Origin of the sequence: Arthrobacter bambusae (assembly GCF_022606295.1) — a bacterium.
Lineage (GTDB): Bacteria > Actinomycetota > Actinomycetes > Actinomycetales > Micrococcaceae > Arthrobacter > Arthrobacter bambusae_A.
Genome location: NZ_JAHHZS010000016.1, coordinates 28,533 through 41,464, shown reverse-complemented (window position 1 = coordinate 41,464; position 12,932 = coordinate 28,533). Strand labels below are relative to the sequence as shown.

Below are 12,932 nucleotides of genomic sequence, written 5' to 3'. Positions count from 1 at the left end.
GAATCCGACGCCGTCAGTCCTGGAAGTACTCGATCTTCGCGCCGATGGTGTTGAGCCGCTCGGCCAGGTCCTCGTAGCCGCGCTCAATCACGTAGATGTTGCGCAACTCGGACGTGCCGCGGGCCGCCAGCATGGCCAACAGCAGGCAAGCTGCGGGCCGGAGGGCCGGAGGGCATCCGACTTCGGCACCACGCCACTTGGTGGGGCCATTGACATAGATGCGGTGGGGATCGAGGAGTTGGACCTGGGCGCCGAGCTTGTTGAGCTCGGTCAGGTAGATTGCCCTGTTCTCGTAGACCCAGTCGTGGATCATGGTCTGGCCCTCGGCATTGCCGGCGATGACCGCGAAGAACGGCAAGTTGTCGATGTTCAGCCCGGGGAACGGCATGGGGTGGATCTTGTCCTCCGGCGCACGCAATCGCGATGGCTTGGTGGTGACATCAACCAAGCGCGTCCGCCCGTTGCGCGCGAAATACTCCCCCGAGATGTCGAGTTGCTGGCCCATCTGCTCAAGCGTGGCCAGTTCGATCTCCATGAACTCGATGGGGACTCTGCAAATGGTGACTTCCGAGTTGGTCACGATGCCCGCAGTGATCAGGCTCATGGCCTCGATGGGGTCTTCCGACGGGAAGTACTCGATGTCGACGTCGACCGCCGGACGGCCCGTGATCTTGAGGGTGGTTGTGCCGATGCCGTCGATCAGCACACCGAGCCTCTGCAGGTAGAAACAGAGGTCCTGCACCATGTAATTGGGGCTGGCATTGCGGATCACGGTGGTACCGCTGCGGTGCGCGGCGGCCATGATGGCGTTCTCGGTTACGGTGTCGCCGCGCTCCGTAAGCACGAAAGTGCGGTCCTCGCCGTCGGCCGGCGGGGCCTGCACGGAATAGAAGCCGGACTTGGCCTCCACCGAGAGTCCGAACTGCCGCAACGCCTGCATGTGCGGTTCCACGGTCCGGGTCCCGAGATCGCAACCGCCAGCGTAGGGCAGTTGGTATGAGGCAGCCTCATCGAGGAGCGGGCCGAGCAGCATGATGACGCTGCGGGTTCGCCGCGCGGCCTCCACGTCCATGGAGGCGAGGTCCAGGGTTTCCGGGCGGCGGATGCGCAGATCGTTGCCGTTCAGCCAGGTGCATTCGACGCCGATGGAGGTCAGGACCTCGACGATCCGGTTGACTTCTTCGATCCGGGCAAGCCGGCGCAAGGTGGTGGTGCCGCGGTTGATGAGGCTCGCGCAAAGCAGTGCGACGCCGGCATTCTTGCTGCTGTTGACGTCCACCGAGCCCGAGAGCGTGCGTCCGCCTTCCACGCGCAGGTGGGTCATCTGCCGTTTTCCGACCTTGACGATGGTTCGCCCGAAGATCGACTCAAGGCGCTCAATCATGCGGAGGCTGAGATTCTGCTTGCCCTGTTCCATGCGTGCAATGGCGCTTTGGCTGGTGCCCAGTTCCGAGGCTAGCTGTCCCTGCGTCCAACCCTTTTCGCCGCGGGCGTCACGAAGAAGGAGACCTACATGTTCGGCAGTCGGTTGAGTCATAATCAACAAATATCACAGATGGTCTATTGATCAGAGATTTTGTGACGCAACACGCCGATTCCGTCGAACAATAGTCGCCTCGTGCGATATTCATGGTCTGAAGTTGGTCACTCGTGAATTACAACGAACCTGGGGGTCAACAAAATTCCCCGCCGGATTCCGGGCACCGAAAGCGCCGGGGGTTGACAGGTTCGCACCCGCCGCGAAAGCCTCTCTCGAGTGAACCCCCGAAGCGGCCTGTCCCTTTCCGAACCCGATCAGGCTGGCGGCAGCCATCGACGACGACGCCCGCCTGGATTGGATCTGGCGCACCCAACTGACTAACAGTTGTTGTCGTTATGAGGCGCCAAAACGACAACAAATGCGAGCTAGTTGGGTTGCTTCAGCCAGACGAAGTGCCACGTCCCTGCCCATTGGGCCGCGAGCACGGCTGCGGCTGCGATGACCACCCCGCCGGCCAGAACCCAGACGTCCAGGCGGCTGTAGCTTGATTCGCGGGCCCAGGTCCGCTGTCCCCCGCCGAAGCCCCGCGCCTCCATGGTCACGGCCAAGCGGGACGCCCGACGGATCGCCTGGACCAGCAGCCCGAAGCTTTGGCCGAGCATGGCCTTGACCCGTTGCGGCGGGCTTCCGTGCGAGCCGACACCCCGCGCGCGCCGGGCCATGCCGATGGTCTGCCACTCCTCCGCCATGAGCCCCACGAGCCGCAGCGCGGCCAAGGTACCCAGGACAAAACGGTGCGGCAGTTTCGCCTTCTGTGCCAGCGCATCGGCAAGATCGGTGGGGTCGGTGCAACTCATCAGGAGGATGGCCGGAAGCGCTATGGCAAGGCCGCGCAGCATGAAGCCGACTCCCAGCTGGAGCGAGCCTTCGCTGATTGACCAGATCCCGACGTCGAGCAGTGTCCTGCCGCTGCCAGCCGACAGGATCGCTGTGCTCCAGCCGCCCAGTATCGCCGCGATGATCAACGGCCAGCCGCGCTGCCAGAGCAAACGCACGGTAAGGCCCGCGAGCGGGAACAACGCCAGTTCGCCCAAGAGCGCCGTCGAAGCCGACACCAGGTCGATGGACAACGCCAGCACCAGGGTGATCAGGAAGACCGACACGAACTTGGCCAACGGATTGGCGCGTGTCAGGAGGGCATTGTTGCCGCGCAGTGTCAAGGCTTCCCTCATGCCGCACCTGCTTCCTGCCGGGCCCCGCCCCGGAGCGCAGGCTCGAGCCGCATCTCGGTGCCACCCAGGACGGAGCTGAATTCCCGATCGTGAGTCACCGACACAACGGAGGTTCCTGCATCGAGCAGTTCGGACAGGAACGAGGCAAGCTCAGCCCACGTGTTCGCGTCCTGGCCAAAGGTGGGCTCGTCCAGCACCAGGACCCGGGGGTGCGCGGCGAGCACCGTGGCCACGGACAGCCGGCGCTTTTCGCCCCCGGAGAGCGTGTACGGATTGGCGTCCACCAGATGCCGAAGGCGCAGACGCTCCAGCAATTCGTCCACCCGCTCCTCGCCGTGGCCAAGGTGCTTGGGGCCGAACATGAGCTCGTCGAGCACGCGGCCGGTGACAAACTGGTGCTCCGGCTCCTGGAAGACCGTCCCGATGCGCGAGATCAACTGCTGGGCCTTCCACTTGAACGGGTCCGTGCCGGCGCCGTCGCTGAGCCCGACGGCGGCAGTCACCGCGCCGGACACCGGCGCCAGCAGCCCCGCGAGGGTCAAGGCGAAGGTGGATTTTCCGGCGCCGTTGGGGCCCGTGATGGTCAGGGCCTGCCCGGCGAGCACCTCGGCGTCGAGACCGGACTGCACGGGAAGCGGCGGGATCGTCGTGAAACCCCGGCGCCGCGACCGTTCACGGGACACTGCGAGCTCCCGGGTGGCGAGGAGCAACTCCCCTCCCGACGCCCCGGAGCTCCCCGCCTCGAAGCCGGCCCCCGAGCCGGCCGCTGTACCCGAACGTGGCCGGGTGGCCGGGACGTACCCGGGCACCCAGACGCCCGCAGCAATGAGCATGTCCCTTGCCTGAACCAGCACCGTCTCGGGATCGCCGTCCAGGAGAACCGCCGGCGTCGAGCCCCCCGCAGAGGAAGAACTGCCAGGCTGGAGCACCACGATCCGGTCCACGAGGTCTTTCCAGACGGAGACCCGGTGCTCCACCACCACCAACGTGGCGCCGGTCTTGTCGAGGCAGCGGCCCACGGCGTCACGGACCTCCAGCACGCCGGCGGGGTCCAGGTTGGCGGTCGGCTCGTCCAGCAGGATCAATCCCGGCCGCATCGCCAGGATGCCGGCCAGCGCAAGGCGCTGTTTCTGCCCGCCGGAGAGGGCCGACGTCGGGTGGTCGAGCGCAAAGTTGCCGCTCGCGCTATTCCGCAGCCCGACGTCGTCGAGCGCTTCACCGACGCGCTTCCAGATCTCTTCCCGCGGCACGCAGAGGTTCTCGGCACCGAACGCGACGTCGTCGCCCAACCGGGAAAGCACCACCTGGGTTTCCGGGTCCTGCTGCATGAGTCCGGCACGGCCCCGCTGGGCCTTCGGCGACACGCCGTCCACCAGCAACGAGCCGGTCTCGTCGGCGTCGTCCCCTTCCTCGCCCAGCACACCGGCCAGTGCATGCAGGAGCGTCGACTTGCCCGCGCCCGAGGGGCCGAGCAGGAGCACGCGCTCGCCCGGGCGGATGTCCAGGTCGAGGGCATGGATGGCCTGCGTGGTGCGGCCGGCGTGCCGCCAGCCCCAGCCTTGGGCGGAAATGGCGGCGGGTCGCACCGCAGCAGGGGTGCCGGAATCAGGACTGGGCATCAGGAAAAGACGGGCTCCGAAGCGGCCTTGCGGGACGCGAACGCGCTCAGGACACCCGTCTTGGCCAGGCCGCGTGTCGCAACCCAGGACAAAGCTCCGGCAATAACGGCACCGGAAATGGTGCAGAACACGATGTACGCGAGCTTGTCGACGGGTTCGTAGGCGATGTTCCAGCCCCACGGCAGGAAGGAATCGTTGAGGCCGCAGAACAGGCCCGCGCCGGCACCGGCCAGCAGTGACACCGGCAGGTTGAACTTCTTGTACATGAAGGCCAGGAAGATGAGTTCCGCGCCGAGGCCCTGGAGCAGGCCCGAGATCAGCACCGTGGTGCCGTACTGCGAACCCATGATGAGCTCACTGGTGGCAGCCACCGTCTCGCAGAAAATCGCAGCACCGGGCTTGCGCACGATGAGCATGCCCAAGACTGCCGGAATCATCCACCCGCCGGCGATCAGGCCGCTCAGGGGCGGGTAGCCGGCGGACATAGGCGTGGCAACCAGAGCCATCTGGTCCCATGCCCAGAAGATCACGCCACCGGCGATGGAGATCAGCGCCGCCACGACAATGTCCACGACGCGCCAATTGTAGGCAGGCTTGGTGAGGCCCCGCTTTGCAGAAATACCAGTCATTTTGTCCTCCTGAGGAACAGGAGGGGAAAGTGTTTCCGGTTTCCTGCGGGCGGCTTCCGCCGCGCCGGTTCCGGACACTATGAGAACTCGACTCCCTTGCGCCGGTACTAGCCGGATCAGGTTCGAGGGTCTGCGGCTGTCCGCACTCTCAGCGCCCGTCCTCCGTGCCGCATTGCTGCGAGCCCGACGGCGGCGCTCCCCTGTCGTCATCAATCCGCCCTTTTGGGCGTGGTTCAGTTTACACCTTGACGGGGTTGCGGGCGCTGTGCCGGAACGCGAATCGGCGGATTCTGCTGGATCACTCGCGGGTTGGGCGCAGTCCGGCCCGGAATGACGCGGGCTGCCGCGGAAACTGGGAGAATGATCCAGCAGAATGTGACGCAGAAGCGCAGGCAGAGGAGCGGTCTTGGCAGGGATTGACGAAGCGAACAGCACGGCCGAACCGAGACTCGCCGCGAGCGTGATCCTGGTCCGCGACGCCGCGGTTCCGGAGGGCTCTCAAGATGCGGCGCGCGCTTTGGAAGTGTTCGTCCAGCACCGGGTGACCACGATGGACTTTGCCGCGGGAATGGTCGTTTTCCCCGGCGGGCGGGTGGACCAAGCGGACAGCTCCGGCTGGGACTTCGCGGACGACGTCGTGGAGCGGCACGCCGCCGCGTGGCACCGGAGCAGCATCGCCGTCGAGCCCTCTTCCGCCCGCTTCAACGCCGGCCGCGTACTGGCGGCCGCGCAGCGCGAGGTTTTCGAAGAGGCCGGGGTGAAGCTCGACGCCGCCACCCTCCGTCCGTGGGCCAACTGGGTCACCCCGGCAGACCAGCCCAAGCGCTTCGACACCTACTTCTACCTTGCCTGCCCGGTTTCCGGTGCCGAGCCAAGGCACCAGACCACGGAAGCGTCATCCTCCCTGTGGATGCCGGTCCGCGCAATCCTTGATGCCGAAGCCGCCGGAACGCTCAAGCTCATGCCGCCCACCTTGGCGCTGCTGGATGAGCTCCTCGCCCTCGGCACGATGGAAGCGGTGCTGGGGGAGAGCCGGGACATCGTTCCCGTGCGTCCAAAGCCGGGGGCCCTGCAGGAGTTCTTCCGGCTGAGGCACCAGCCGCCATCCGATGCTCCGGAACTGCCCTGAAGTGGGGTTAGGCTGGGGACGGTCCTGTTTCCTCCCGCAAGGAGTCCCGGAATGAACTTCTTCTTCAAACTGCTCGGTACCGGCGTAAGCATCGGCGCAGGCTTTGCCGGCACCAAGCTCGTCAACGCCGTGTGGGAAAAAACCACAGGCAACAAGCCGCCCAAGGGCAACGACGACATGGAAGCGAGCCTGCGTTCCGCCCTGACCTTCGCCCTGATTTCCGCCGCTGTGAGCGCCGTCATCCAGGTTGTAGCGGGGCGGGGTACGAAGCGCGCCATCTCGCACTTCGAAAAGACACAGGACGTCGTCTAAGCGGACGGCCCGTCGTTAGCGCCCGCGCTCCCGCTATCCCGGGCGTCGCGGGCGTTGCCGCTCTCCCGGGCACTCCCGTCGTCGCGCGTGCTCCCGGTGTGGCGCATTTCCGAAGCCGCTTCCTGGGCTTTCTCCGCTGCCCGTTGACCGGCTGCCCGCACCACCACAGCCTCGAGTTCGTCTATGCTCAGCAGCTCGGGGTGGAGGTGTTTGGTCCGGTAGCCTGCGCGGCCCACCATGTGTGCGGACACGGGCACGGTCAGCAGTTGGAAGATCCAGGCGACGGCCAGGATCGGCCACACCCACCATTCGCGCATCTGAAGCCCGATGGCCGCCAAGACAAGGAACAACCCGAGCACTTGGGGCTTGGTGGCTGCGTGCATGCGGCTCATCAGGTCCGGGAACCGCAACAGGCCGATGGCCGCGCCCAATGACATCAGCGCACCGACAATCAGCAGCACCGCGGTAACGGCGTCGATGACGGCGTCCGCTCCGGTGGCGTTAGGAGTCATTGACTTGTCCCCTTCGGTCGGCCACGAAGCGGGCCACCGTCACCGAGCCAACGAACCCGATCAGCGTCAGGGCGACGAGGAGCACGAGGTTGTTGAGGTGCCTGTTGACGGCCATGTCGATGGCCAGCGCTGCGCCCAATATGGCGAGCAGCACGTCCGAGGCGAGCACCCGGTCCAGCAGTGAAGGCCCGACGGCGATCCTGTAGATTGCGCCCGCCGCCGCGAGGCTAAGAATCACCGCTGTGACGATCAGCACGATGTCCTTCATGAGCCGGCTCCCCTCGTTGCAGGCCGGCCTTCGGCCTGGAGTGCGTCCATTTCGGCACGGGTACCCATGATCCGGATCAGCGAGGCTTCCGTGTCCTGGACTTCCTTGCGCAGCTTGGCGGTGTCCACAACGTTGCGGACATTGAGCCCATGGATGTAGAGCGTGGACGTCGAGCGATCCACCTCCACCACCAAGGACCCCGGAATCAGCGAAATCACGTGCCCTGTGGCCGTCACCATAAGGTCGGAACGGCTGCGCAGGGGAACAGCAACCACCGCGTTGGTTACCGAAGGACCCCGGAAGACCGCCAGGTACATGACCTGGAAGCTCGCGGCCACCACTTTGCCGAGGAACACCACGACGAATGGAATGGCCCGCAGCACGTTGAAACGCCCGCTGAGCTCCACAGGGGGCAAGTAGAAGACCCTGGCTACCACCACGGCGATCAGCGCACCGAACACCAGATTGCCGGGGCTGAAGTCCCGCCAGAGCGCACCCCAGACGACCACCAGCCAGACCAGCAGCGGCAACTCGGTGCGGAACGAGATCCGCTTGCGGCTCACTTTCCACCTCCCTGCGGTGGGATCGACGTATCCGGTCCAGCGATGTCCGGAACTTTCGCATTCCCGCCGAGCACGGAATGGATGTACGCCGTACGGTCCAGCATCTGGGTCGCAGAGTTTCCGGCCAATTGGAAGAGCGGACCCGCAAAGACGGTCAGGGCCACGCCAAAGACCACCAGCGCGGCGGTCGGCCCCACCATGGTCCGTGGAAGCAGCCCGACGGCCGCAGAGTCTTTCAGGACGGGGGCCGGGTACTCAGCGTCCTCGGGCTTCCGCCAGAATGCGCGGTTCCAGACGCGGGCGATCGCCAACAAGGTCAAGAGGCTCGTGACCACTCCCCCCACCACCAAGGTCATGGACAAGGGTGTCCCCAGGGCGATCCCTGCCTGCAGGAGTCCAAGCTTCCCCAGGAACCCGGAGAAGGGTGGAATTCCCGCGAGGTTCATCGCTGGAATGAAGAACAGCAGCGCCAGGAGCGGAGAGAGCTTGGCAAGCCCGCCCAGCCTGTCCATGGATGAGCTGCCGCCCCGGCGTTCGATCAAACCCGTGACCAGGAACAGGCTCGTTTGGACCGTGATGTGGTGGGCCACGTAGAAGACGGCTGCCGCAAGCCCGGCAACGGAAGACATGGCAAGCCCAAACACCATGTAGCCGATGTGGCTGACCAGGGTGAAGGAGAGTAATCGTTTGATGTCGCTCTGGGCTATGGCGCCGAGGATGCCCACCAGCATGGTCAGGAGCGCTACCACCATCAACGGGGTATTCAAGGTGTCACCAGGGAAGAGCAGGGTTTCCGTCCGGACCATGGCATACACGCCCACCTTTGTGAGCAGGCCGGCGAACACGGCGGTGACCGGTGCCGGCGCGGTCGGATACGAGTCAGGCAACCAGAAGGACAGCGGGAAAACGGCGGCCTTGATCCCGAAGGCCACGAGCAGCATGACGTGGAGCAGGTTCCTGGTGCCCGGATCCAGTTCGGCCAGCTTGATGGCGAGATCCGCCATCGTGATGGTTCCAGTGGCTCCGTAGATCATCGCAATGGCGATCAGGAACAACACCGAGGACACGACGGAAACCACCACGTACGTGACCCCTGCGCGGATGCGCGGACCGGTGCCCCCCAACGTCATGAGCACGTAGCTCGCCGTCAACAGGATCTCGAAGCCCACGTACAGGTTGAAGAGGTCACCCGTGAGGAAGGCGTTGGAGACACCGGCCACCAGGATCAGGTAGGTCGGGTGGAAGATCGACACCGGTGCCTCGCGGTCGCCGTCGGCCATGCCCTGGCCGGTGGCGTAAATCAGCACCGCGAGGCTGATGACGGACGAGACCACCAACATGAGCGAAGAGAACTGGTCCACCACCATCACCACGCCAAAGGGCGGTTGCCAGCCACCCAGGGTGACGGATGCGGTGCCCGTGGTCCATACCGAGGCAAGGAGCAAGCATTCCAGGAGCAAGGTAAGGGACAACAAACCGATGCTGACCACCCGTTGGGCCAGCGGGTTCCTGTTCAAGGCGAACGTGAGTGCGGCACCGAGGATGGGAAGTACGACGGCGAGCGGCGCCAGGCTGGCGATGTTCACAGGGGGCCTCCTTCCTTGGCTGCTTCGGTGACTGCCGTGACCGGGAACTCGGATGTTTCCTCGGGAACCACCGAGTCGTCCTCGGCGTCAAAGCTGGGTGTCTTCGCGACGCGCCGGTCTTCGGCGTCGTCCTGGATGTCGTCTTGCCGTGCCAACGCCCATGTCCGGTAGATGATGCCGAGCATGAATGCCGTCACCGCGAAGGAAATCACGATCGACGTGAGAATCAAGGCTTGCGGCAGGGGATCGTTGTAGTCTCGCGGATCCGTCGATTTGCTGAACAGCGGGGCAAGTCCGGCATAGCCACCCGTCGCGAGGATCAGCAGGTTGGTGGCGTTGGCCAGGAGCATGAGCCCCAGGAGAACACGGGTCAGGCTGCGTTCCAGGATCAGATAGATCCCACAGGCGTACAGCACTCCCATAACGATCAACAAGGTCAAATTGACGCTCATGGGATTCCCTTTCCGGGCGCGGTGGCTGCGGACCCGCCAGTGGTTGCCGGCGACGCGATGGGGGCGGCGGATCCGATGTCCCCTTGATCCGCTGCGTCTGCGCTGGAGGTCTCTTCGAAGTGTTCGTCGATCTCGGCTCCCAAACTGCGCAGCACGTCCAGGGCCAGGCCTATAACCACCAGGTACACGCCGATGTCGAAGATCGTGGAGGTCACGAACTTGATGTCGCCGAACAGCGGTAGCCAGAACTCGATGATGGCGCTTTGGAACACCTGGCCGCCCAGAAGCAGCGGGACGAATCCCGCGGCGGCCGCCGTCGCGAGGCCGGTTCCCAAGAGCATGCCTGCGCTGATCGGCGCGGCTTCCCGTAGCTCGAACCGTCCGCCGGCCAGGTATCGGATCGTCAGGGCGAGTCCGGCAGTGAGTCCGCCGGCGAAGCCGCCTCCGGGAAGATTGTGTCCCGCCAACAGGAGGTACACGGAGAAAACGATCATCGAGTGGAAAATCAGCCGCGTGACCACTTCGAAGATGATGGAACGCCGTTCGGGTGCAAGGGTTCGGCCGGCCACGAGCCAAGGGTCCGTCAGGGAGCCCGCGAACTTGCGCACGAGCGCCAGCGAGGCGTCGTCGCGCGAACTGCCTCCGGCCGCGGCGCGCCTTCCCACGGTGCCCTCGGGGATCGTGGCGGCTTTGTCGAGGCGCTCTCCCCTGCTGCGGACAAAGATCAGGCTCGCGACGCCGGTTGCGGCAACTGCCAGCACCGAGATCTCACCGAAGGTGTCCCATGCCCGGATGTCCACCAGCGTCACGTTGACCACGTTGAGTCCGCCGCCGCCTTCGTAGGCCAACCGCGGGAAGGAGAGCGACACAGGCTCGGCAATGCGGGCACCCATGGCGTAGATCGCCACGAAGATCATGGTGACCGCGAAGGCCACGCCGATGATGACGCGGACTACCCGGTATTTGCCGCCAGTGCGGTCCCGGAGTTCCGGAGGGAGGCTGCGCATCGCCAGCACAAAGGCCACCAGGATGATGGTCTCCACCAGCATCTGCGTCAGGGCGAGGTCGGGGGCTCCCTGCAATGCGAACATCAGGGCTATGCCGTAACCGGTGACGGAGACCATCAGCACAGCGAGGAAGCGCTTGTTGGCACGAACCGCGGCCAGCGCGCCAACGACGATTCCTGCCGCGGCAATGAGCTGGAGCGGAGAATTCGGGTCGATCAAGAACACACCACCCGGGAGCGGCTTGTTGGCCACGATGAGCGCCGTGAGCGGGACGGCGAAAGCCACGGTGAGGATGACCGCCAAGTAGAAGTAGAGGGAACCGCGCTGCGTGCGGCCGGTGACCCATACGGCGACGTCGTCCAGGGCCCCGACGGTGCGCTGGTAGGCCCGATCGCCGTCCACCCAGTCCGGGACTCGGCTTTGCGCCCGGGACACGAGGTTGCGGGCATGGAACATGACGACGCCGGCCGCGAACGTCAGGGCGGTCAGTCCCAAGGCGGGAGTCAGGCCGTGCCACAGCGCGAGGTGGCTGGCGCTGGAAGCGCTGGTTCCGGCGTCGGGCGCTGCAAAAAGCGCGGCGTACGGCTGGATCCACCCGTCAACGGGATCCGGCCACAGGCCGTACACGATGGTGAGGAAACTCAGGATGGCGGGCGCCGCGAGGAACGATGGCTGGACGGCCTTGAAGGGCGTCCGATCGACGCCCTGCTTGGTGGCGAATGCACCCCACATGAAGCGGGCGCTGTAAGCGAACGTGAGGATGGACCCCAGCACCAAGCCGCCGAGCAGGACAAGCCCCCACGGTTCCGGCGCAGCGCCCGCGCCGGAGTGACCCGTGCCGTAATGGACGAACGTTTCCAACACGGATTCCTTGGCCACGAAACCTGCCAGCGGAGGTATGCCGGCCATGGATGCGGCGGCGATCCCCGCCACGATGGCGAGCGCCCTGGAGGACTTGTACACGCCCGAGAGTTTGCGGATATCGCGCGTGCCGGATTGGTGGTCGATGATGCCCACCACCAGGAACAAGGAAGCCTTGAAGAGCCCGTGCGCCAGCAGAAGCGCGAGACCGGCGAGTGCGGCGTCGGGCCGGCCGAGGCCCACCACCATCATGAGGAACCCGAGCTGGCTGACTGTGCCGTACGCAAGGATGAGCTTGATGTCGGTCTGCCGGAGCGCCCGGTAGCCGCCCACCAGCATCGTCGCCAGGCCGAGCCCAAGCACCAGCGGCAACCAGTACGGGCTTTCGCTGAACCCCGGCGCCAGGCGGGCCACGATGTAGATGCCGGCCTTGACCATGGCCGCCGCGTGCAGGTAGGCGCTCACCGGGGTGGGAGCGGCCATGGCCCCCGGGAGCCAGAAGTGGAAAGGGACCAGCGCCGATTTGGTAATCGCACCTACCAGGATGAGTACGACGGCGGCTGCAACCGCACTTTGCGCGGGTCCCGTGATGAGGGCGGCCGCCTGTGTCATGATCGCCGAAATCCGGTATGTTCCGGCTGCCTGGCCCAGGATGATGAGGCCGACCAGCATGGCCAGGCCACCCGCGGTGGTGACCATGAGGGCCTGCAAGGCCGAGCGGCGGGCGGCGAGGCGCGTTCGCGCGTAGCCGATCAGGAGGTAGGACAGGACGGTGGTGAGTTCCCAGAAGATGAACATCATCAGGAGGTCGTCCGCCGTCACCAGGCCGAACATCGCCCCCGCGAAGGCTAGTAGCTGGGCTCCGAACCCGCCGAGGTTGGCGTCCTTGTTCTTGAAGTACCGAGCGCAATAGACCAGGACCAGCGAGCCGACTCCCAGGACCAGCAAGGACATCACCCATGCCAGGACGTCCATGCGGAAGGCGAAGTCAAGCTTGAGGTTCGGAATCCACGGGAGGTTTTCTTCGATGAAGCCGCCGGTGGGATTCCCGCCTTTTCCCGGATAGACCCGGTCGTACTGCAGGAGCAGCCAGACAAACGCGGCGGCCGGAACCGCCGCGAGGACATAGAAGGCATTCCGCTGGAGTTTCCGGAAGATCCAGGGCGCCACAGTTGCCGCTGCAAAGGTCACGGCAAGAACTGTGATCACTGGAATCTCCGCAAAGTCAGGAATGAATTGTCAAAAGTTGGAGCAGGCGGTCAAACGTTGGGTTCGGTGCAGG

General features: G+C 65.2%; 12 protein-coding genes and 1 riboswitch. Of the genes, 2 read left to right on the top strand and 10 right to left on the bottom strand.

All coding sequences use genetic code 11. From position 1 onward, the window contains the following. Positions 1 to 13 precede the first annotated feature (13 nt). From KNN17_RS12560 to KNN17_RS12545, 4 genes are all read right to left on the bottom strand, one after another. A complete protein-coding gene (locus KNN17_RS12560) occupies positions 14 to 1,537 on the bottom strand; it encodes a UDP-N-acetylglucosamine 1-carboxyvinyltransferase (protein WP_241709402.1) in 1,524 nt (507 codons plus the stop codon). A 368-nt stretch (positions 1,538 to 1,905) separates the two neighbouring features. After that, positions 1,906 to 2,712: an energy-coupling factor transporter transmembrane component T family protein gene (locus KNN17_RS12555; protein WP_241709401.1), complete on the bottom strand. Its 807-nt coding sequence runs from the start codon at positions 2,710 to 2,712 to the stop codon at positions 1,906 to 1,908. Further along, positions 2,709 to 4,331: an ABC transporter ATP-binding protein gene (locus KNN17_RS12550; RefSeq protein WP_241709400.1), complete on the bottom strand. Its 1,623-nt coding sequence runs from the start codon at positions 4,329 to 4,331 to the stop codon at positions 2,709 to 2,711. The genes KNN17_RS12555 and KNN17_RS12550 overlap by 4 nt, the downstream gene beginning before the upstream one ends. Continuing rightward, positions 4,331 to 4,960 (bottom strand): ECF transporter S component, encoded by a 630-nt coding sequence (locus KNN17_RS12545; protein ID WP_241709399.1) that lies wholly within the window; start codon positions 4,958 to 4,960, stop codon positions 4,331 to 4,333. The genes KNN17_RS12550 and KNN17_RS12545 overlap by 1 nt, the downstream gene beginning before the upstream one ends. A gap of 75 nt (positions 4,961 to 5,035) precedes the next feature. Continuing rightward, positions 5,036 to 5,172, bottom strand: a riboswitch (TPP riboswitch). 194 nt (positions 5,173 to 5,366) lie between these two features. Between KNN17_RS12545 and KNN17_RS12540 the strand changes: the two genes are divergently transcribed. After that, complete coding sequence (locus tag KNN17_RS12540) at positions 5,367 to 6,089, top strand: NUDIX hydrolase (RefSeq protein WP_241709398.1); 723 nt, start codon at positions 5,367 to 5,369, stop codon at positions 6,087 to 6,089. A gap of 51 nt (positions 6,090 to 6,140) precedes the next feature. Further along, positions 6,141 to 6,401: a DUF4235 domain-containing protein gene (locus tag KNN17_RS12535; RefSeq protein WP_241709397.1), complete on the top strand. Its 261-nt coding sequence runs from the start codon at positions 6,141 to 6,143 to the stop codon at positions 6,399 to 6,401. Here the strand turns inward: KNN17_RS12535 and mnhG are convergent. Genes mnhG through KNN17_RS12505 form a run of 6 tightly spaced genes read right to left on the bottom strand, consistent with a single transcriptional unit; the run spans position 6,398 to position 12,859 of the window. Next, positions 6,398 to 6,913: a monovalent cation/H(+) antiporter subunit G gene (gene mnhG, locus KNN17_RS12530; RefSeq protein ID WP_241709396.1), complete on the bottom strand. Its 516-nt coding sequence runs from the start codon at positions 6,911 to 6,913 to the stop codon at positions 6,398 to 6,400. The two genes, KNN17_RS12535 and mnhG, sit on opposite strands and share 4 nt — an antisense overlap. Continuing rightward, positions 6,903 to 7,181, bottom strand: coding sequence for a monovalent cation/H+ antiporter complex subunit F (locus KNN17_RS12525; RefSeq protein WP_078107371.1), 279 nt, complete (start codon positions 7,179 to 7,181; stop codon positions 6,903 to 6,905). The genes mnhG and KNN17_RS12525 overlap by 11 nt, the downstream gene beginning before the upstream one ends. Next, positions 7,178 to 7,744: a Na+/H+ antiporter subunit E gene (locus KNN17_RS12520; protein WP_241709395.1), complete on the bottom strand. Its 567-nt coding sequence runs from the start codon at positions 7,742 to 7,744 to the stop codon at positions 7,178 to 7,180. The genes KNN17_RS12525 and KNN17_RS12520 overlap by 4 nt, the downstream gene beginning before the upstream one ends. Continuing rightward, the gene (locus tag KNN17_RS12515) at positions 7,741 to 9,330 is read right to left on the bottom strand and encodes a Na+/H+ antiporter subunit D (protein WP_241709394.1); all 1,590 of its coding nucleotides are present in this window, start codon (positions 9,328 to 9,330) and stop codon (positions 7,741 to 7,743) included. The genes KNN17_RS12520 and KNN17_RS12515 overlap by 4 nt, the downstream gene beginning before the upstream one ends. Continuing rightward, complete coding sequence (locus KNN17_RS12510) at positions 9,327 to 9,782, bottom strand: Na(+)/H(+) antiporter subunit C (protein WP_078107368.1); 456 nt, start codon at positions 9,780 to 9,782, stop codon at positions 9,327 to 9,329. The genes KNN17_RS12515 and KNN17_RS12510 overlap by 4 nt, the downstream gene beginning before the upstream one ends. Then, a complete protein-coding gene (locus KNN17_RS12505) occupies positions 9,779 to 12,859 on the bottom strand; it encodes a Na+/H+ antiporter subunit A (protein WP_241709393.1) in 3,081 nt (1,026 codons plus the stop codon). The genes KNN17_RS12510 and KNN17_RS12505 overlap by 4 nt, the downstream gene beginning before the upstream one ends. Between the last annotated feature and the right edge of the window lie 73 nt (positions 12,860 to 12,932).